Origin of the sequence: Coleofasciculus chthonoplastes PCC 7420 (assembly GCF_000155555.1) — a bacterium.
Taxonomy (GTDB): domain Bacteria; phylum Cyanobacteriota; class Cyanobacteriia; order Cyanobacteriales; family Coleofasciculaceae; genus Coleofasciculus; species Coleofasciculus chthonoplastes_A.
Map to the genome: position 1 here is coordinate 12151 of NZ_DS989871.1, position 20301 is coordinate 32451.

Below are 20301 nucleotides of genomic sequence, written 5' to 3' on the forward strand. Positions count from 1 at the left end.
TTCTGCCAGCGCGTTATTCCTATCAGGTCTGCTTGTTCAATTATTGTACAGTAGGGGATAAGGAAAGCTTCGGTTAACCTTCAATCCCACCAATAGGACATCACCACCGCGTCGCGATCGCGTTGCATTTCCTGATCCGAAACCCCAGCTTCTAATCGAGCCATCAGTCGCCGTTTGAGTCGCCAAGTGTAGTCTTCATTTGTACCATCCGTTATATCTACTGAGTCAGCTCGCCACTTTTTGCCTAAGTCTAAAAGCTGAGACACGATTGTGTCTTGGTTTTCTGCCAGAATATAGAGTGTATCTGCTGGATAAGCGACAAAACGAAGAATACTGGTTTCCGGCATTGGACGATAGTTTGCCATTGCCAGAAGCGTATCAATCACACCGCCAAAGCTCAAACCATTTTCGTCGGGGGCAAAAATCGGTTTTGTGAACATAAAACTTGCCCATAAAGACGAGTTTTTGGCAAGATCCGTAATCACTTCCTCACCGTCAAACTCATTGAAGCGGCGTTGCCAAACTAGGGCAGCGAATAATTCTTGAGGAGAATAGGATTGAGCTATAAGTTTTATTTTGGCTAAGTCAAGCATTACTATTTTTTCGTTTTCAATTATCGAAACCAGTAAAAATAAGCTAATATACCTTCGTTCATCCCAGCTCCAAGATTTGATGGTACATACCTACACAGTATGCCAATAAAATTGCTATGATAGTCAGTCGATGGGACTACTATAACATTGGATCAGCCATCAAATCCGATGCTGTTCCAGACGTAGTCGGTTAGGGAAGCATCTCAATTCAGCACAATTATTGGTAGTGGAAGCATTGTGTCCCCTAGAATTTATGACTTATGTACGCCTCTACAGAACCCCGACAATTGAATAAGGGCGGGTTTTGCTGATCACTTATCGGTGAGAAAGGGCGGGTTTTGCTGTTCAGTTATCGGTGAATAGCTGACTTTAGTCCCTAAACCCGCCCCTACAGAGTTCCTGAACCCGCCCCTACAGAGTTCCTGAACCCGCCCCTACAGAGTTCCTGAACCCGCCCCTACAGAGTCCCTAAACCCGCCCCTACAGGGGAATACTTGGCTCCGAAGACAAATGACGAATGACAAATGACAAATGACAAATAAAATGCGCTGCCTATCTTTTTTTCGGAATTGGACGATTGTAGTCCTACTATTACTTTGGTGTACAAGCTGTTCATTTCAAGACTCAGAAGGTATCAAGTTAACCCTAAACTCCCAAGCCGCAGGTCGTCCTGGACTCTACAGCTTGAGTGGCACAACTAATCTCCCTGATCAAAGTCAAATTACCGTAGCCGCAATTCGCGATTTACGGTTTCCGGATCAGGCGGTTTATCGCGATGAATCGTATTCTCCTTATTCCATTCTGGATCGTCAAGTGGTCAGAGTTGAGGACGGAAAATGGCAAGCCACGCTAAATTTATGGCAAGTAGCGCCCGATGGACATTTCCGGGAAGCATGGCAACTGGATCAATCGCCCATTGGTGACTCCTTGCAACCCTCTGCTGATGTATCATTTGTGGCATTATTTGATCCACAGGGTCAACTGCCAACTGTAGAAAATCAAACCATCCAGACACCCGAACTTGAAGGTCAACTGGTTCGCTTTACGAACGAAGGTCAGCCTTATGTTAAAGTCACTCAAAGCCAACGGATTCCTTTGCCAACGGGTCGAAAAACTCCCCCTGTGGTTAAACCTGAAGATAGGAATTGGGGTTGGGGAACGCAGCGCTATGAACTTCCACCAAAACCTCCAACGCCTGGGAATGTACGTCCGCCGACGTTGAAAACTGAACAAACAAATCAACCGCTTTTGCCTTCAGAATTTTTGCGCTGATGGACAACAGAAGGCATTAAGCCAATTGTAGGGGCGGGTTTAGCCATTCAATCGGATTTTGACACTCCTCGCCCTAAAGGGTCGAGGATTCTTCATTCATAGACCCAACTTGCCCAAGCAGGATTGCTCCAGCTAAGGTAGAGGTCGAATCTCCAGAAGCGTTCGAGTCTATGACCCAAGTTCCGCTATGCCCTAGCGTACTCAAGGCTAATTGTAGGATGTTAATGGCAGCATTCCAATCCCTATCTGTGGTGAACCCACATTGACAAACATGAGTCCGAGTTGATAGAGATTTTTTGACAACTGCACCACAGCTAGAGCATTTCTGGGAGGTATACGCTGGATTAACAGCAACCGTTACTTTACCCAACTTAGTCCCAAAATACTCTAGCCATTTCCTAAATTGATACCAACCCGCATCATTGATCGACTTGGCAAGACAATGATTTTTAGCTAAATTCCCGCTCCTCAAGTCTTCATAGGCGACCAAATCGTTAGATTGGATAACGCAACGCGCTACTCTCTTCGCGTGTTCTTCACGTTGCCTACTTATTTTAAGGTGCACTCGTCCTAATCGATTAATGGCTTTCTTGCGGTTGGATGAGCCTTTCTTTTTACGAGAGACGCGCTTTTGTCTAAACTTTAAACGTTTCTCGCTCGTTCGATAAAATCGGGTCTTCCGTAGTTGGTGTGCTAAATTGTTAGTTGGAAAGCCAAAAATCTTGGACAGCAAGAGCTTCAAACATTTAGACCCGGATTTCAAGTCGTTTTTAGTAGCTTAGAGGCTACAGTCCTTATTTAGCTTGCTCTTTGGCTATTAAAACTGATAGTTTAGCACACTAAGTCCGGAAGACCCCGAAGTCTTATACTCCACTGAGCGAGTATTCTTCTTAAAGCGTGGATAACCTTTCTGGCCAAGAAGTCCTTTCCGACAATTATCGTAGAATCTGGCAATGGCAGAATAAGCTCTTTCAACAGATGCCTGACAAGCATGAGAGTTCAAAGCCTTAACATAAGGAAACTCAGCCCTTAACGCGGTGTTATAACGATACAAATCTTTTTGCCCTACCCCTGGGTTATCCATCCAATAGCGGACGCATTTATTCCGAACAAACTGAGCGGTTCTGATTGCTTCGTCTATTGCCGTGTATTGAGTTGTTTTCCCTTGAGCTTTGAACTCTAGTACAATCATTGACGTGGAAAACTTCTACATCAAAATTATAACAGACAAAGGGAATAAAAGCCGTCCTAAAAGGACGGGGCTTGAATCCCATATTTTCGGTCACTGATAACCGAAGGACAAAACCCGCCCTTATTCCAATCCCTGATTGTCCGAATTGTCCAAACGTTATTCTCGTCGCTCAATCACGAGTTTCAAACGAGCCACCAGCGCCCCGATCGCGCCGACAGCCGCGATGACGGGAAACAGCGTCACCCCAACGACTCCACCCACGACGCCAACGGTTAGGGGAATTTCGATTAAGATTTGATCTTCTTCGTTCTTGACGATAATCCGGCGAATATTACCCTGATGGATCAGTTCCCTCACTTTACCCACTAAGTCATCGCCACTAATGGTGAATTCTTCGACATTGACTTGGGTTGTGGTATCAACGTCGGGTTCAATAGACTGTAACTCATTTTCTAGAGGAACGGTGTTAGCGTTAATCTCTTCGACGCTTTCTTCGGTGCGAATTGGTTCGTTCATAATTAAGCTTCTGTATGTCACTATCTTTCAGGGTAACGAACTCATTTGCTAGAGAGTTCACCAGTTAGGTTGAATTGATTGGATGATTCGGGACTATATAAAGAAATCTCTACCGTGGAGTTTGGCACAATACATCTATAGGCACTTGACAAAGAAAGGAAAAATGTATCCAAAAATCTTAGTAATGGTTTTTTTCCTGACTGGATTAGGATTAGCGACTCCTATCCGGGCAGAAAATGCGGATCAGGTTCGCCAATTATTGGAAACTGGAGCCTGTCGCCGATGTGCTTTAGAAGGGGCGAATTTGAGAGATGCAGACTTGAGACTTGCTGATCTGAGAGATACTGATTTGAAAGATGCGGATTTGAGAGGGGCTGATCTCAGAGAAGCCGACTTGAGACGGGCAGATTTGACCGATGCGAATCTCAAAGGGGCTGATTTGAGGGGGACTTATTTGAGATTAACAAATTTGACTGATGCGAACCTAAAACGGGCGAACCTTTGCGGTGTGATTATGCCCGATGGCGAAACCTCTGAGCAAGGGTGTGAGTAAGCCCGAAAACCTGCCCGGAGCCCGGAGTAGCCCGGAGTAGCCCGGAGTTCAAACTCCGGGCTAAAAGCTCAAGTCCATTAAAATGGACTAATACCAAGTTGCGTTCTATCATGTCTAGGAAGAGCGAAGCGTGAAGCTTTCGCTATAGCGAGGAACGAGATACGAGAATCTGGACAGATGCGCGAGCGTCATTCCGTTTCACTGCATTCTGCTCAGCATGACAGATTCTACCTTAGACTGCAACTTGGTATAACTTCAGGGAAAACCCTAAATATCCCGTAGGGTGGGCATTGCCCACCAGCCTTAATTGAGTACCATTCCACTTAAGCGCTTTCTTCGGATGGCTCAGTCTTAACTCATCTAACTTTCACCACCGTTTCAGAACCCAGTAGTATTCTAGTCATTAAGTGAGAAAATCAGTTCCAGAAACACCAGCATCAATGAAAATTACCTACTTAACCTTCGCCTCTATTGTCTTGCTGGGCTTAACCGCTTGCAATAATGCCAATACAACTCCCTCTGCTAACGTGGAAAGCCAAACTCAACAAAGCAATCCTAGCCCTGTGGCTAATCCTGCTAACAAGCCGACAACTCTAGTCAGCTTCTATGCAGAGGATGGGGTGGCGATTAAAGGTACTGATCCTGTGGCATACTTTACCCAAGGACAACCGCTTTCAGGTCGCGCTGACTTTGAATATGAATGGCAAGGAGTCACTTGGCGATTTGCCAGTGCAGAAAATCGTGACTTGTTTGCCAATAATCCTGAGCAATATGCTCCTCAATATGGGGGGTATTGCGCTTGGGCGGTAAGCCAAGGCTACACGGCTCCGATTGATCCGAATGCTTGGAAAATTGTGGACGGTAAACTTTACCTAAATTTCAATCGACGTATTCAGCAACGTTGGGAAAAGGATGTTCCGGGACATATTGCTCAAGCTAATCAGAACTGGCCCCAGGTTTTGGAGGAGTGATACCAAGGTATTTCTGTACCTTTAAAGGGATTAGGTATAGCGGTACTAAGACAGGTTAGGACATTCTTTAATGTTTCCTCTTCCCTGTTAAGAGTTCCCTCTTGGACTAAGTGATGTCCTAACATATTCCCCAGGCTAAGAGCATCTCAATTAGGCTTCGGGAAGCTTTCCCTTGATCACCTACGCTCTTACCTAAAAACGAGATAAAATTAAATCGGAGATCCTCTGTAACGGAATAGATCATTGCACGAACTGGGAATCACACAAAATATCGTTGATATCGTTGCCGAACACGCGCAGGGGGCGAAAGTGCGACGAGTCTGCCTAGAAATTGGTCAGTTAGCGGCGATAATGCCTGATGCGGTGTTATTTTGTTTTGATGTTTGTAGCAAAGACACTCCCTTAGAAGGGGCAACTCTGGATATCATTGAAATTCCGGGTATTGGTCGCTGTCGTCACTGTGATGCTCAAATTCCCCTCGATCAACCCTTTGGTCTCTGTGAATGCGGTAGTGTAGAACTGGATATAATATCGGGTCAAGAACTGAAAATTAAGGAAATGGAGGTCGAACCATGTGTGTAACCTGCGGCTGTTCTGATGGCGCTGACACCACGCTTACCAATCCGGAAACGGGGGAGGTTGTTGCCATGGCTAACTCCAATCACGACCCGAATCATACCCATACATTACCTGATGGGTCTGTTGTCACGCACTCCTCCTCATCTAGCCACTCCCATACTCACACCTTACCCGATGGTCGAGTCATCACCCACACTCACACTCACGACTCGTCGGGAAATCACCACGATGAAGTCTCTCAAGTTCACGCCCAGGTTCACGGTACAAAAATTTCCCTGGAAGCGGATATCCTGGCAAAAAATAACCTAATTGCTGCCCAAAATCGGGGATGGTTTAGAGGGCGTAATATTTTGGCGCTAAATCTAGTTAGTTCTCCGGGGGCGGGTAAAACGACGTTGTTGACGCGCACGATTCAGGATTTACAGGCACAATTACCGATTAATGTAATTGAAGGGGATCAAGCGACAGCGAATGATGCCCAGAAGATTCAAGCAACCGGGTGTAAGGTTGTCCAAATTAATACCGGAACCGGGTGTCATCTGGAAGCGGCGATGGTGGAACGGGGTTGCACTCAACTCAATCCTCCCCTCAATTCTGTGGTCATGATTGAGAATGTGGGAAATCTTGTTTGTCCCGCCTTATTTGACTTGGGTGAACAGGCAAAGGTGGCGATTTTATCGGTAACTGAGGGCGATGATAAGCCGATTAAATATCCTCATATCTTCCGGGCTAGCCAAGTGATGATTCTCACGAAAATTGACCTGTTGCCTTATGTAGACTTTGATGTGGAACGCTGTATTGAGTATGCACGAACCGTGAATCCTCAGATGCAGGTGTTTCAGGTTTCGGCAAAAACAGGCGTTGGGCTAGAGGGTTGGTATGAATGGTTAACCTCTCAGTGTCAATCCGTGCAACCCGTGGAGTCAATGTGATTGAACGAGAAGGCTGGTGGGCAATGCCCACCCTACGGTATATTAATGGTTTTGGCGATCCCAAAATGCTGACTGGAGTGTGCCATTCGACTTAAGCTGTCACGCCTTTAAATTGGGAATGGGTAGCGAGCAAGATGCAAAGCCTGCGGCATGGCTTCGCTAAACGCACTAAAAGAATGAGAGCAATTCTTGCTTCTCGCGATAGCGAGTTCTTTACCGTTCACGTTTATTGTGTCCACCTACTTATCCCATGAAATTTATCGGAATTGATCTCGGTTGGACGTCGGGTGCAAGTGGTTTATGTTGCTTAAATTGGTCAGATGGACAGCTTCAGCTATTAGGATTAAACCGCAAACAAGCTACAGCAGATATCCTCAATTGGATTGATGATTGGACAGCCGCCACTGAACCCGCTATCATCGCCGTAGACGCCCCCACACTGATTCCTAACGCCACGGGAATGCGCCTCCCGGATAAACTCAGCCATCGGTATTTTCACCGTTACCACGCAGGTTGCTATCCCGCCAATCGCCAGCGCCCTTTTGCCCAACGCACGATAGAGTTTGGTTTGAGTTTGGAAGCACGGGGGTTTATTCACGCCCCCCAGATAACGCCCAAAACCCTGGGACGCTATCAAATCGAGGTTTTTCCCCATCCCGCGATTGTTCATTTGTTTGGCTTAAATCGGATTCTGAAATATAAGAAAGGAAGAGTGGCAGAACGTCAAGGGGAATTATTAAAACTTTATCATTTAATTAGGGAGGTATTGCCGAGTTTAGAACCAAAACTTGATGGGATTGATGGTTTAAAGGATAGTTTTTCGGAACGCTTGACTGGGGCGACGCTGAAGGAACTAGAAGATAAACTGGATAGTTTAATCTGTGCCTATATTGCGGCTTACTGGTGGTATTGGGGGATTGAGCGGAATTGGGTATTGGGTGATGTCAGTACGGGTTATATTATTGTCCCTGCACCTGTCGTGTCAACTTAAGCCACAACCCCCTCTCCCCCAACCCCTCTCCCACCGGGGGCTATGCATTACCCACATCTTTCTTAAACATTGTGCGATCGCGTCACGATCTGGCGGGACTGAGCGCAATTGTGTAGTCCAAGTCAGTACAATTGCTGGTTTACAGATGCGATCGGGTTACGGGATGGGATTGCCTGACTGGATGTATCAGGAGCCAGAGATTATAATCCCTTCTTGTGGCATTCGCATCTGAAAATAAAGAAATGAAAGAACTTCGATGGGCAGCCCAAGAATTGCGGTACGCTAACTTAGGTGATGCTCGGCGAAATAAACGCCTGGTTAAAATTGTCGAAGACTTAGCCGCACAGCCGAATGAAAGCATTCCAACGGCTTGTGGAAATTGGGCAGCAACCAAAGCTACCTACAACTTGTGGAAATCACCACGCATCAAACCCGATGACATCCGTTTGTCTCATCAAATCAGTACTGTGGAACGGTCACAAGAGCATAGTGTTGTCTTGGCAATACAAGACACAACGGATCTCAACTTCACTCACCATCCGAGCAAGAAGGGTATGGGTCCGATTAGTAGCAAGCCAATGGTGACGGGATTAAAAGTTCATTCGGTGTTGGCGGTGAGTACCTTGGGCGTACCCTTAGGAGTACTACACCAACAAGTGTGGGCACGTAATCCACAAGAGGTAGGCAAGCGACATACTCGTCGTCAAAGGCAGACTGCCGACAAAGAAAGTCAATGCTGGCTAAGTGCTTCCGTTGCGACCGAGTTAGCCTTACCTGAAGACATAGAGGTGGTGACGATTGCCGATCGCGAAGCGGATATTTACGATTTATTTGCCATGACTCGTCAAAGGCGATCGCATCTATTGATCCGAGGTACTCATAATCGTCGTGTTGACCATCAAGCCAAGTATTTGCACGCCAGCATTGAGCAAGCGCCAGTTGCGGGATTGGTCACCATTACTGTACCTCGTAACGGTCAGCGACCCCAGAGGCAAGCTACCCTAACCGTTCGCTTTGCTACCCTAGAGATACAACCACCTCGCCATCATCTCCAAAGAGCTAAACTGTCTCCAGTTACTCTTCAAGTGGTATTAGCTACTGAATCTCATCCACCCAAGGATACCACACCCATTTGCTGGTTATTGTTAACCACCCTACCTGTCAATAGTTTTGATGAAGCTGTCCAATGTATACGATGGTACTCTTTTCGCTGGCTGATTGAACGCTATCACTACGTTCTTAAAAGCGGTTGTCACCTCGAACAACTACAATTGGAAACACGAGAGCGTATTGAGTGTGCTTTGGCTACTTATTCCATTGTTGCTTGGCGCTTATTGTGGCTCACTTATCAAGCTCGCTCTAGTCCTGATACACCTTGCGATACTGTTTTACAGACCCATGAGTGGCAAGCTCTCTATTGTACTATTCACTCTCAACCTATACCTCCACAACAACCTCCTTCTCTCCGGCAAGCCGTTGGTTGGATTGCTCAACTCGGCGGTTTCTTAGGGCGTAAACATGATGGTGAACCTGGAGTCAAAACTATTTGGCGCGGTTGGCAGAGACTACAAGATATCGCTGCTACCTGGCAGTTACTTCACTCCTAGCTATTAAGTTCCATTTTAACTAACGGCTTGAAAACGCGATCGCACAATGTTTAAGAAAGATGTGGGTAATGTATAGCACCGGGGGAGAGGGGAGTTCTTTTTGCATTCCCAAAAATCACTCAATAGGATTATGAATGCGATCGCACTCCCCCAGCAACCCACCACCTCAACCCAACACCCGGATAAGCTGTCATGCATTTCAATTGGGTATTAGTAGCGAGCAAGATGCAAAGCCTGCGGCATGGCTTCGCTTAACGCACTACAAGGCTTTCGCCATTACTGATATTAAGGTTTAAATGCCGAACAGCTTACAGCGCTTTTCGCTGTAATAAAGTACAGTCGATCAAAGTCCCCCTTTTTAAGGGGGATTTAGGGGGATCGACAATGTACCGCATAGCAGAGCAAACTGCTGTATGTCATTGGAGAACGCAGCGAAGCGAAGTGAAGAATCTCCTCCAATGCTGAAGCTAATCCTATCACTGAATCAGATTAGGGATACATTACAAACCCCAGCCTTATACCAAATCCGGGGAACGCTACCCCCGTTATAACCTAGTCCGCGCAGGCGGACTTTGTTTGTGTAGCTGCGATTTCAATCGCCTCCTCTTGCTTGGGTTTCACCCTGGTAAACCCAAAATTGGGCGGCGGCGGTTTTGTTGGCGGGGGTTTGGCAAACTGCTAATGTTTCTAAATCTTGGGGATTAAATATCAGATGCTGATTCAACCAGTCACAGCCTTGCGCTAACAGCGAGTCTAACCCATCAGTCCGCCACACCCGGGCGGTTTTATCATCTGAGGCAGTGACAATCCGCTGCCCATCGGGGCTAAAGTTGGCGCTGTTGACAGTACCCTGATGCCCCTTGAGTTCGGTGAGTCGGTTCCATGGCAGCAACTAAAGCATTGAGCGGTTGATATGCAAATTCTTTGATAGCATTCGTCCCCTCTCGTTCCAGTCTCGTTCCCTCCTGGGCTTCGTTCTGAGCGATTTGGGCGGCTTCTTGGGTGGTTTTAGCGGCTTGTTGCGCCGCCTGCCGATTCTCCTCCCCACAATCTGCCACCACTTCATCTAAAGGGCGACTATCCAGGCGGTCAAGGTTATCCACAATCACCACCAATCCATTTTTACCGATCGCTTTTAGGGATGCGATCGCAGGTTCAATCAATTCCTGATTAATTGCATCCACCAACTGATTCTTCTGGGGTCCCAAATACCGATTCAACCGTTCTCGCAGCCTCCTGGGTTCAACCAGGGCAATATCGGTTAAACTTTGACTAATCTGGCGTGCGATCGCCAGTAGCACTTCACCAATGTCCACATCCGCCATTTCTAAGTCTTGGGAGGACTCAAAATACACCACATGAAACCCTTCGGCTTCGCTCAGGGTCGTCCATGATAGTATAAGAGGTTGGGTGCGATCGCTTTTGCGTTTGAACATAAAGCCGTAACAGTAGCGATGAATTTTCGTTTTTGTTACAATTCTTTACTTAATAACTCAGGGTTTATCGCCCATTTTTACAGACAAAATCTAAAATTTTGATTAAAATCTTGGTGTGGCTAAAGAATATTTTTAGAATTTGGTAAATTTTATGATACTTGCAGAAAAAATACAACGACAAAATTTCAGCCGCAGCTCATCTCATTTAGCCCTAGTGTTTGCCCAAACTATGCAAACTGGACAAATTAGCTTCTCGCAGTGGTATGAGTTAATGACAGCACCGTTAGAAGATACATTGAGTCCTGAGGCTGAGGATGCAATTACCCGTTTAATTTATGGAGTACGTCACGGCTTGATTAAAGTGATTTAGGGGTTGCTGAATAAGTTTTCTGGTGAGGGTAGGCAATAGGCAACAGGCAATAGGCAATAGGCAATAGGCAACAGTTTCACCCCCTGTCTTAGGGCTAATTCTGCTTACGCATCCTCTAAAAATTCCAGGATTTCGATGATAACGACGAAAAGAACATGATATACCTGTAGAGATGTGCCATGGCATGTCTGTCAAAACGGCAAGTCTTCCTCCTCTGGCTCAGTAATCGAGAGTCGCCAAGTCGTTTTATTCTCTTCTTCTACGGGCAATTCTTCCATTACCTCCCCTAACTTTTGTTGTAGGGATTTCGTCAATTGTACTGATATATCTAACTCAATCCCTAGTTTTTTTGTCACTTCTGCTAATTGATGAAACGCAACTTTTTTGCTGGTACGATTTTGACTGGATAAACGAAATCCATGGACTTTTTTGACATTTTGCGCTTGCATAGCTGCTTTTAGCCGTTCCTTAATTTGCTGAATTTCCGTATCCAGTTGTTTCCAGCGATGCTCGATTTGTCGATAGCGTAAGGTTAGAGCTTCAATATCCTCTGTGGCGGGGTCAGGTTGAGCGAGGTCTAATAAATGACGGTGAAGGTGAGCCACATAGACAACATCCTTAGCCGCGTAATCCAGTTGGCGGGGGGAGAGGGGGCGCTTCCTCCAGTCGCCTGTTTGTTCGGTTTTATCCACTTGGGGACATATCCCAAAATATTCAGTTAAGGTTTTCAGTTGATAATTGGGGACAGGGAGGCGATAGTAGGGAATCGTTTTTGCCAGTTCTAGGGTACAGGTGACATTTTTTGCCTTGTGTTTACCCAAAAATTTCCGGTCATAACTAGCGTTGTGAAAGACTTTCTCAATTGCCGGATTGTACATTACTTTAGCAATAAACTCATCAGCGAGTTCTGGCTGATATAGCACATCGAGAATCCCGACAGACTCAGCCGTGAGGTCATTTCCATCCGCCAAGACTTGAATTAACGACAATTGCGGTGTATCGGTTTTATAGTCAGCGACTTCCGTATCTAACCATAGGATAGAGGCTTGAGTGCAGCTTGCGATCGCGCAACGAATGTCTTCGGCTTGGGTGAGGTATGGCATGAGTCAATCGAGCAGCTATCTCATCCTACAGTAATACACCTTAGGTGATCAGAAATCCTGGTTTATCCATTTTCATCCATTCCGCACGTCAGTACAGGGCGCACGTCTGTGCGCCCCTACTCCGATTCTCTAATCCCTAATCCTCAACTTTTCGCCCCGAATGGAATAATCCAACAACTCCATCGGATGCATCAAGGATATCTCTTTCTCCTGCAAGTTCAAATGCTTTTTAATTTGCAGTGAACACCCCGGATTCGATGACGCAATTAACTCCGCCCCCGTATTCAACAAATTCTCAACCTTTTGCTGTCCCAACTCATCAGCTATTTCCGGTTGCAGCATATTATAAACCCCCGCACTCCCACAACATAGCGCCGCATCGATGGGTTCGCGTAATGTTATTCCGGGAATCTTTCGTAAGAGTTGACGCGGTTGTACGGAAATCTTTTGTCCATGTAACAAATGACAAGCATCTTGATACACCATTGTCAATGGTTTATCGGTCAATGGTGACAACTTAGCCGTCAATCCTACCTCAGCTAAAAACTGCTGTACGTCTCTCACCTTCGCTGCAAAGTCTTGCGCTTTCTGGCGATACACCGGATCATCGTCTAAGATATGCCCATATTCCTTCAACGTATGACCACAGCCTGCGGCATTAATAATCACATAATCAACATCCGTCCCCTCAAAACTATCAATCATTTGTCGCGCCAAGGCTTGGGCTTGTTCCGTTTGTCCCTGATGTTCGGGTAATGCAGCACAACACCCTTGAGTTTTGGGAATCACCACTTCACAGCCATTCGCGGTTAATACTCGTACCGTCGCTTCATTAACGGGGGAGAAAAATAGCCGTTGTACACATCCCAAAATCACACCCACTCGATACCGCTTTTCCCCTTGCGCCGGAATCACATCGGGGAAGTTATTCTGAAAGGACTTTAACGTAATTTGCGGTAAAATTGAATCCATTGCGGCTAAACGGGGGACTATTTGCTTTAATAATCCTGTAGACCGAACCAGCTTTTGTAATCCTAATTTTTGATAGATATAAAGTGGCGCAAGAAAGGGGCGCAGGCGTCCCGGATAAGGAAACAGATTAAAGATTAACGCCCTAACGATGCGATCGGCTAAACTCCGAGGCTGATTTCGTTCAACTTGATGGCGTGTAGCTGAAATTAACTTATCATACTGTACGCCAGAGGGACAGGTCGTCACACAAGCCAAACAGCCTAAGCAGGAATCAAAATGTTGTGTCGTCCCCTCAGCTAATGGTGCTTCACCCTTATTAATCGCATCCATTAAATAAATCCGTCCCCTCGGTGAATCCATTTCCTTGCCAATCACTCGGTAACTGGGACAGGTGGCGAGGCAAAATCCGCAGTGAACACAAGTATCGATTAAGTCTTGTTTGGGCGGATTTTTAGGATCAAAACCAGGAACTTGAGACTCCTCTGGTTCCGTTTCTAAGGGGGCTGTTGCTGCGCTTTCTTTGACTGAATCTGGTGTGGGAAATTTAAAATCCGTTTGCATATTGCTTTATTTGAGGTAGATGTGCAGAAATAAATAAATTGTGAGACTTTAGGGGTTTAGTCGGGGCGGGTTTAATCACATCCGGGAGCAAAATAAAAGATAATAGTGAAACCCGCCCCTACATTCGGACAAAACAGGTTTACTATAAGGTTGTAAAGGTCAGATATACTCTTGTGGCTTCTGTCTTCAAATATTTCCGACAAATCGATTAGGACTTAAAAGGGTTTTTGGATCAAACTTCTGTTTAATTTGACGCATAATATCTAAAGCGTTGCCACTGTATCCCCAAACATCAAGCTGTTGCTTTACACTAATTGGAGCCTCTAGTACCGTCAAAAAACCACTGTGGGATTGGCAATGCTCTCGCATCTTTAAAATCGTCTCAGGTTTCACTGTTTCAGGTTTAAGCCGCAATTTTCCTAAGCCACTTCCAGCATGAATTAACCCTAATCCCGTTCCAGAGGTAAGAGTATCCAGTACAGTTAAAGTCATTACTGCCGCCGTTGGTACTATCCCTATTTTGCAAGTAATTGAGGTGGATTGGGGCATTCCCCAGATTTGTTCTGGTAATGATTGCCATAGAGTCACTTCATCGCTATCCTGATAAAGTGTGCCTTGGAGTCCCAACTGTTGCCCCACATCTAGCAACCGGGACGACTGCTCCTGTACACTTTTGGTGACACTTTGGAAGCGTACCATTAAGCCCATCCCTTGACCGATATCCAATTGTTTTACCAATCCCGACGAGAGTAAATCGGTGGCTGTAGGGGTTAGGGCGGAAGCGAGTAAGGTTTGGGTTGTTGATGCGATCGCCTCAGCGTCTCCGGTGAGTACCACTGTCCCCGATGCTTCCTGTACCGGATACAAGCGAAACGTCACCTCGGTTAAAATTCCCAGGGTGCCATACGCCCCCGTCAACAGTTTCATCAAGTCATAACCCGCCACATTTTTCACCACTCGTCCCCCAGCTTTGGCAAGTTGTCCATCACTGCGGACAAAGGAAACTCCCAATAGCATATCCCGCACCCCACCATAGCGTTGTCGCCATGAGCCACTATCCGCCGTTGAAATAATTCCACCCAGAGTGGCGGATTCCGGGTAGGCGGGTTCGAGAGGCAAAAATTGATTGGTTTTCAGCAGTATTGGCTGTAAATCTGCCAATTTCACACCCGCTTGCGCCGTTACTGTCAAGTCACCCACCGCATGATCAATCACCTGATTCAGGTTTTGGGTACTAATCACCACGTCAACGGGTTTACCCACACCCGCCCAAGCTAATTTACTCCCATTCCCGCAGGGGAGAATCCGCCAGTTATGGGTATTGGCAGACTCCATTACTTGACAAAGCTGTTGAATTGTGGTTGGACAAACAAGGGTACTGGTAATCGTGTCTACGCCATAAGCTCTCTTGAGTCGCTCTTGCCATAGCGGAGGTAAAGTATCCCCCTGGTAGAGGTTAGAGTCACCCACAATCGGGGTTAGAGTTTGTGCGATCGCATTCATTGGATCGTCCTTCGTCCTTCGTCATTCGTCATTCGTCATTCGTCCTTGGTTATTTGCTACCCCATCTCCTCCATCTTCCAGACGTTCCACCGGAACGTCTCTACAACCCCATCTCCCCCAGCTTCTCAATAACGAGGTCGTACCTGATAATGGCGATAACGTCGATAATCCCGCAAAATCTGGTCATGATCGAAACAAAGATTCGTGGGAATCTCCCACAGATTAAAAATATTCAAATTTTTGGCATCATCAGCGGCTTGGGGTTCGCCTGTCCCCGTGGCGAGAAATACAATACTCAGGGTATGCTTACGCGGATCGCGGTCAGGTGCCGAATAGACGTGAAACTGCTCAATTAACTCCACCTGTAAGCCAATTTCTTCCTTCGCTTCGCGAACCGCTGCGGTTTCCACCGATTCCCCGTAATCGACAAAGCCGCCAGGAATTGCCCAGCCTAGGGGGGGATTTTTGCGTTCGATCAGAATAATCGGTCGCGAGGGTCGATCTATGAGTTCAACAATGATATCGACGGTGGGAACTGGATTTCGGTAAGTCACAAGCTAAGTTCAGGTAACGGGTAGCGATCGCCTTGGGTTCGTTGTTTTCAGAATACCTCTATCGGCAGAGTTAAATCTACCACGATGGCTCTTTTTTAACGTCTCCCTAGCGTGCTAATGTCGATAGGACTTGCTTTGCTGTACTATGGTCTATCCTTTATGCAGATTCCTAGATCGAGTGGTGTTTTGCTGCATCCCACTTGCTTACCCAGTCCCTATGGATTCGGTGACTTAGGCTCACCAGCGTATCAATTTATTGATTTTTTGGCGGCTAGCGATCAGCGATTCTGGCAGATCTTGCCCGTCGGACCCACGGGGTTTGGTAACTCGCCGTATATGTCCTACTCCGCCATGGCGGGAAACCCAATGTTGATTAGTCCAGAACAACTGCAAATGAAGGGGCTACTCACAAAGGAAGATCTCGCCCATCTACCGGAGTTTCCCCCGGATTCTATTGACTTTGAGCGAGCCGTTCCTTTGAAAAAATCCCTCCTGCTCAAAGCCTGCGATCGCTTTAAGCGGGAAGCGTCCCCGGAACAACAGGAGGAATTCGAGCAATTTTGTCAGCGTCACGCCTATTGGCTGGATGATTATGCCTTATTTATGGCACTCCACAACACCTTTGATGATGTGAGTTGGCATTTGTGGGAGCCAAACATTGCTAAAGCCGAACCACAAGCAGTGAAGGAGTGGCGAGAACGGTTACGCGATCGCATTTATGAGCAAAAGTACTTCCAGTTTGAGTTTTTCCGCCAGTGGTCTTGGTTGAAGCAGTATGCTAATGACCATAATATCCAGATTATTGGCGATATCCCGATTTATGTCGCCCATAATAGCGCCGATGTCTGGTCAAACCGAGAACTGTTTGCCATTGATGAGGAAACAGGCGAACCTTCGCTGATGGCGGGTGTTCCCCCAGACTATTTCAGTGAAACCGGTCAATTGTGGGGGAACCCGATTTACGACTGGGAACGCATGGAAAAGAATAACTATCACTGGTGGATCATGCGCCTGAAGATGATGTTCGAGTACGTCGATGTGCTGCGAATCGATCATTTTCGCGGCTTTGAGGCGTATTGGGAGGTTGACCAAGGTGAAGACACTGCTATGAATGGGCGCTGGGTCAAAGGACCAGGAGCTAAATTTTTCAAAGTCCTGAAGCGGGAATTAGAAGGACTCCCGATTATCGCTGAGGATTTAGGTGTAATTACCCCAGAAGTCGAGGCATTGCGGGATCAATTTGGGTTTCCGGGGATGAAGATTTTGCATTTTGCCTTTGGTGGCGGTCCAGATAATCCCTATTTACCCTTTAACATAGAGCGCAACTGTCTGATTTATACCGGGACTCACGATAATAACACGACAATCGGCTGGTTTAACCAGATCCCCGACTATGAACGAGAAAATGCGATTCGGTACTTAGGAGGGTTAAGTCCCGAAGGTATCAATTGGGATTTAATCCGGTTAGCCTACAGCAGTGTCGCCAATCTTGCCATGATTCCCTTCCAAGATTTCTTGGATTTGGGTACAGAGGCTCAGATGAACCGTCCCAGTACATCTGAGGGAAACTGGAAATGGCGTTATCGAGCAGAGAGCTTAACGGATCAACTGCGCGATCGCATCAAAACCCTGATTTATACTTATGGTCGGACACCCCATGATTCTTGAGGGTTATACAGCGCTTTGCGCTGTAATAAAGTACAGTAGATCAAAGTCCCCCTTTTTAAGGGGGATTTAGGGGGATCGACAATGTACCGCATAGCAGAGCAAACTGCTGTATCTGTTGAGCAAACAGACAATCAAGACCGAGGATTAGCTGCAAAGGTCATTTCCTCAACCGCACCGGGGGCGCCCATTTGTTTAGCACTTTGGTCATTAAACTCGACCAAGACGCCTCCGGCATTACCCGCCCGGACAATCAGTTGTTGATCCGCCACCCAAGTCCGCTGGGTGCCTTCGGGCAAGACGCCTTCAAATTCGGTTTTACCATCCACAACGACTCGAATCCAAGACTGAGCCTTCAGGGTAACACCCACCTGCACGGGTTTACCATCTTGGCTGGCATGACTAATTTCCGCCGATTGGTTAATATCAAGGGACTGTTTCGGTGGTCTGGGTTCAGTCTTTTTCGGTGTCGGAAACTGCTGGGCAGAGGGGGCATTGTCAACTTCAATCACTTGCACTGCCGAGCGACTCAGAATGTGAGATAAACCACTGACCGAACCAATCACCAACAGAATATAGAGCAGGTAGAGATGAAGCGGTCGCAATTGAGCAGCGGGTAAATACCGCCAACGAGGTCTGATCAACTGGATACTCGCTCCCACCGGAAAAGCATTGGCAAGTTCTGTACCGTTGAGTCCTAGCACTTCAGCAAATCGCTGGATAAAGCCGCGAATGTATACAGGCTCTGGCAACTGGTCGATCTTTCCGTCTTCAATCGCCTGTAAAAGCCGTGCCTGAATTCGGGTTTGAGCCGCAACTTCCTCTAAGGTAATCGACTGTTCGAGGCGAAACTGACGTAGGCGAGCGCCTATGACTTCGAGCTTCTCAACTTGTTCCTGCTGCAAATGACTCGTATTCTCCTTCATACACGGTACTCCTTGATATCTGCTGGCACGTTTTCGTAAGGGTTAGTGAACTCGGTTGTGGAGGAAGCGGATTTCAAATTCTTCAAGATAACGGTAGTGACCACTGAGCAGTATCGGTTCACCCGGTCGTTGTAATTGAATCGGACCAATTGCCGTGCGGTGCAGATGGATTACTGGATAGCCTAGCAGGTCAGCAACTCGACGAATTTGGCGGTTTCTCCCTTCTGTCAAGACAATTTCTAAAAGTGTTTTATCGGGTTGCTGCTTGAGGACTCGAACTTGAGCAGGTAAAGTGGTTCTACCCGACAAGTCCACACCCTGACGCCAAGCCGAGAGAATTGATTCAGGAGGATGACCCTTGACCCAAACCCGATACGTTTTGGGAACGTGATGGCGAGGATGGGTAAGTTTATAGGTTAGTGTTCCGTCATTTGTCAGAATTAACGCTCCTGTAGATTCCATGTCCAACCGTCCCACCGGATGGATACCCTGACCTTGTCTAATCGTGCTTGGCAGTAAATCAAGAACTGTACGACGCTTCTCAAGAATGGTATTACACACCCGATAATTCCGACAAGTAGAGACTACACCCACGGGTTTATTGAGCAACAGATAAATTGCCTGAGGACGATTACTGGGTTTGAGCCGCTGACCATTCACTTCAATCAAATCCGTTTCCGGATTGGCTTTTTGTCCTAGCTGCACCACAGTGCCATTGAGCCGAACACGTCCTGCTACGATCATTTTCTCAGCTTGACGCCGTGAGGCGATACCCCACTGTGAAATAATTTTTTGTACTCTTTCCTCCATGGCTTGACTACCTGTGTAAGCTAGTTCGTCTCAACCCAGATCGTGCTGGTTCCAAGTTGATCTCCATCCTTATAGTATCCAGCAGGAGTTTGGTTAAACCTCTCCGGCTTTTAAGGTGGCTAGAGAGAATCAGTCTACTTCTAGCCCTGACCAGAATAGACCATGTACAAATATTACAAGAATGCGGAGAATTGCAAGCGTTTGGTTTTTTTAACCGGCTCATTGCCTTGCTCGGAGACTATCCCTGTTGTGTCAGAATACAGGATTGACCCGAAATTGTGGCAATGGGCGTTAATAAATCAAAAGCTGAGACAGACAAAGGCAGCCGGATGATTAGCACAGTGGTATCCCCCGCCGTGCAATTATGGCTGCGATCGCAGGTGGAGGCAGTGGAAACACTACAGTTTAAGCTGATGGGTCGCGATCGCCAAATTCTGCGGGGATACATTCCCACGGTATCTATTGCGGCTCGTCGAGCTATCTATCAAGGACTGCATCTGTCGCAAATCCAGCTAGATGGGACAAATATTCGTTTCAATCTCACTCAGGTGTTTAAAGGCAAACCCTTACAACTCCTAGAACCTGTCCCAGTTACGGGTCAACTCATACTGCGAGAGAGTGACCTGCAAGCCTCTCTGGACGCTCCCTTATTATCAAATGCTTTAACGGATTTACTGAATACATTTATTAAATCTTATAATCGACCGGATCAGTATCCACCCCTGAACGAATCCGAAATCAATTGGCAGCAGATTACGATTGATGGGGAGCGACTCACTCTCAAGGGGACTGTGACAAAGGAGGCGACCAGAGAAATACCGATTATGATTGATGCGGGCATTCAAATGGCAACACCTCAACAACTGCGACTCCACCCCCTCCAGATTCACATTAATGCTCAACAGCCCCCGATCACGTTAGAACATTTCACGATTGATTTAGGATCAGAGGTTGATCTCGAAGAACTCACTCTAACCCCAGGACAATTAATTTGTCGCGGCTGTATTAGAGTTATACCCTGATGGGTGTTGGGGAAGATGGGGAGCAAATGACGAATGACGAATGACAAATGACAAATGACGCTCTCCGCCGTTATAGCAATAGACACATCGATTAGGACGTTCGGCACCATTGTAGAGACGCGCCATGGCGCGTCTCTACATAAATGATGTGTCCTAACAGCCATGGCGGTTGC

At 46.8% G+C, this 20301-nt stretch carries 22 protein-coding genes and 1 pseudogene; 10 read left to right on the top strand and 13 right to left on the bottom strand.

Translation table 11 applies throughout. The annotated features are described in order from the left end of the window. Positions 1–80 precede the first annotated feature (80 nt). Complete coding sequence (locus tag MC7420_RS30285) at positions 81–593, bottom strand: hypothetical protein (RefSeq protein ID WP_006105532.1); 513 nt, start codon at positions 591–593, stop codon at positions 81–83. Positions 594–1124: 531 nt separating this feature from the next. Here MC7420_RS30285 and MC7420_RS30290 point away from each other — a divergent pair. Next, positions 1125–1865 (top strand): hypothetical protein, encoded by a 741-nt coding sequence (locus tag MC7420_RS30290; RefSeq protein WP_044210661.1) that lies wholly within the window; start codon positions 1125–1127, stop codon positions 1863–1865. Positions 1866–1938: 73 nt separating this feature from the next. On the opposite strand, the gene MC7420_RS43590 is transcribed toward MC7420_RS30290, so the two are convergent. The 3 genes and pseudogenes from MC7420_RS43590 to MC7420_RS30305 form a co-directional block, all read right to left on the bottom strand. After that, on the bottom strand, positions 1939–2598 hold the full coding sequence (locus MC7420_RS43590) for an RNA-guided endonuclease InsQ/TnpB family protein (RefSeq protein ID WP_269546358.1): 660 nt from the start codon (positions 2596–2598) through the stop codon (positions 1939–1941). Between the two features lie 120 nt (positions 2599–2718). Next, a pseudogene (locus MC7420_RS43595) lies at positions 2719–3057 on the bottom strand (transposase); the annotation flags it as partial. Between the two features lie 156 nt (positions 3058–3213). Then, positions 3214–3573, bottom strand: a complete 360-nt coding sequence (locus MC7420_RS30305) for a DUF4342 domain-containing protein (protein ID WP_044210663.1) — start codon at positions 3571–3573, stop codon at positions 3214–3216. Between the two features lie 163 nt (positions 3574–3736). Between MC7420_RS30305 and MC7420_RS30310 the strand changes: the two genes are divergently transcribed. The 6 genes from MC7420_RS30310 (at position 3737) to MC7420_RS30335 (ending at position 9206) form a co-directional block, all read left to right on the top strand. After that, the gene (locus MC7420_RS30310; RefSeq protein WP_006105536.1) at positions 3737–4126 is read left to right on the top strand and encodes a pentapeptide repeat-containing protein; all 390 of its coding nucleotides are present in this window, start codon (positions 3737–3739) and stop codon (positions 4124–4126) included. Positions 4127–4566: 440 nt separating this feature from the next. Then, complete coding sequence (locus tag MC7420_RS30315; protein WP_006105546.1) at positions 4567–5097, top strand: YHS domain-containing (seleno)protein; 531 nt, start codon at positions 4567–4569, stop codon at positions 5095–5097. Between the two features lie 243 nt (positions 5098–5340). Next, positions 5341–5679: a hydrogenase maturation nickel metallochaperone HypA/HybF gene (locus MC7420_RS30320; RefSeq protein WP_006105483.1), complete on the top strand. Its 339-nt coding sequence runs from the start codon at positions 5341–5343 to the stop codon at positions 5677–5679. Then, positions 5670–6608: a hydrogenase nickel incorporation protein HypB gene (gene hypB / locus MC7420_RS30325; protein WP_006105556.1), complete on the top strand. Its 939-nt coding sequence runs from the start codon at positions 5670–5672 to the stop codon at positions 6606–6608. Before MC7420_RS30320 ends, hypB begins: the two co-directional genes overlap by 10 nt. Before the next feature lie 250 nt (positions 6609–6858). Further along, complete coding sequence (locus MC7420_RS30330) at positions 6859–7599, top strand: DUF429 domain-containing protein (RefSeq protein ID WP_006105510.1); 741 nt, start codon at positions 6859–6861, stop codon at positions 7597–7599. 242 nt (positions 7600–7841) lie between these two features. After that, the gene (locus MC7420_RS30335) at positions 7842–9206 is read left to right on the top strand and encodes an IS4 family transposase (RefSeq protein WP_006102762.1); all 1365 of its coding nucleotides are present in this window, start codon (positions 7842–7844) and stop codon (positions 9204–9206) included. Between the two features lie 592 nt (positions 9207–9798). Here the strand turns inward: MC7420_RS30335 and MC7420_RS37495 are convergent. Both MC7420_RS37495 and MC7420_RS41995 read right to left on the bottom strand, forming a co-directional pair. Continuing rightward, the gene (locus MC7420_RS37495; protein ID WP_071777278.1) at positions 9799–10098 is read right to left on the bottom strand and encodes a WD40 repeat domain-containing protein; all 300 of its coding nucleotides are present in this window, start codon (positions 10096–10098) and stop codon (positions 9799–9801) included. Next, positions 10031–10642: a hypothetical protein gene (locus MC7420_RS41995; RefSeq protein ID WP_006105525.1), complete on the bottom strand. Its 612-nt coding sequence runs from the start codon at positions 10640–10642 to the stop codon at positions 10031–10033. Before MC7420_RS41995 ends, MC7420_RS37495 begins: the two co-directional genes overlap by 68 nt. Positions 10643–10793: 151 nt before the next feature. Here MC7420_RS41995 and MC7420_RS30350 point away from each other — a divergent pair, with 151 nt between their 5' ends. Then, on the top strand, positions 10794–11012 hold the full coding sequence (locus MC7420_RS30350) for a hypothetical protein (protein WP_006105499.1): 219 nt from the start codon (positions 10794–10796) through the stop codon (positions 11010–11012). Between the two features lie 191 nt (positions 11013–11203). Here the strand turns inward: MC7420_RS30350 and MC7420_RS30355 are convergent, their stop codons facing one another. The 4 genes from MC7420_RS30355 to MC7420_RS30370 all read right to left on the bottom strand — a co-directional run bounded on the left by MC7420_RS30355 (position 11204) and on the right by MC7420_RS30370 (position 15705). Next, the gene (locus MC7420_RS30355) at positions 11204–12115 is read right to left on the bottom strand and encodes a 3'-5' exonuclease (RefSeq protein WP_006105485.1); all 912 of its coding nucleotides are present in this window, start codon (positions 12113–12115) and stop codon (positions 11204–11206) included. 129 nt (positions 12116–12244) lie between these two features. Then, entirely contained in the window at positions 12245–13648 is a 1404-nt protein-coding gene (locus MC7420_RS30360; protein WP_006105596.1) for a (Fe-S)-binding protein, read from the bottom strand. A gap of 186 nt (positions 13649–13834) precedes the next feature. Further along, complete coding sequence (locus MC7420_RS30365; protein ID WP_006105584.1) at positions 13835–15151, bottom strand: FAD-binding oxidoreductase; 1317 nt, start codon at positions 15149–15151, stop codon at positions 13835–13837. A 125-nt stretch (positions 15152–15276) separates the two neighbouring features. Then, the gene (locus MC7420_RS30370) at positions 15277–15705 is read right to left on the bottom strand and encodes an NUDIX domain-containing protein (protein ID WP_006105561.1); all 429 of its coding nucleotides are present in this window, start codon (positions 15703–15705) and stop codon (positions 15277–15279) included. Between the two features lie 159 nt (positions 15706–15864). On the opposite strand from MC7420_RS30370, the gene malQ reads away from it, so the two are divergent. Next, complete coding sequence (gene malQ / locus MC7420_RS30375; RefSeq protein ID WP_006105571.1) at positions 15865–17373, top strand: 4-alpha-glucanotransferase; 1509 nt, start codon at positions 15865–15867, stop codon at positions 17371–17373. A 131-nt stretch (positions 17374–17504) separates the two neighbouring features. On the opposite strand, the gene MC7420_RS30380 is transcribed toward malQ, so the two are convergent. Together MC7420_RS30380 and MC7420_RS30385 are read right to left on the bottom strand one after the other, a co-directional pair. Beyond that, complete coding sequence (locus MC7420_RS30380; protein WP_044210666.1) at positions 17505–18296, bottom strand: helix-turn-helix domain-containing protein; 792 nt, start codon at positions 18294–18296, stop codon at positions 17505–17507. A 42-nt stretch (positions 18297–18338) separates the two neighbouring features. Next, complete coding sequence (locus MC7420_RS30385; RefSeq protein ID WP_006105488.1) at positions 18339–19106, bottom strand: pseudouridine synthase; 768 nt, start codon at positions 19104–19106, stop codon at positions 18339–18341. 284 nt (positions 19107–19390) lie between these two features. On the opposite strand from MC7420_RS30385, the gene MC7420_RS30390 reads away from it, so the two are divergent. After that, complete coding sequence (locus MC7420_RS30390) at positions 19391–20128, top strand: LmeA family phospholipid-binding protein (RefSeq protein WP_044210668.1); 738 nt, start codon at positions 19391–19393, stop codon at positions 20126–20128. Here MC7420_RS30390 and MC7420_RS40735 read toward each other — a convergent pair. Then, positions 20093–20254 carry a hypothetical protein gene (locus tag MC7420_RS40735; protein ID WP_157453396.1) on the bottom strand — a complete coding sequence of 54 codons (162 nt, stop codon included), beginning with the start codon at positions 20252–20254 and terminating at the stop codon, positions 20093–20095. The two genes, MC7420_RS30390 and MC7420_RS40735, sit on opposite strands and share 36 nt — an antisense overlap. Positions 20255–20301: the final 47 nt, after the last annotated feature.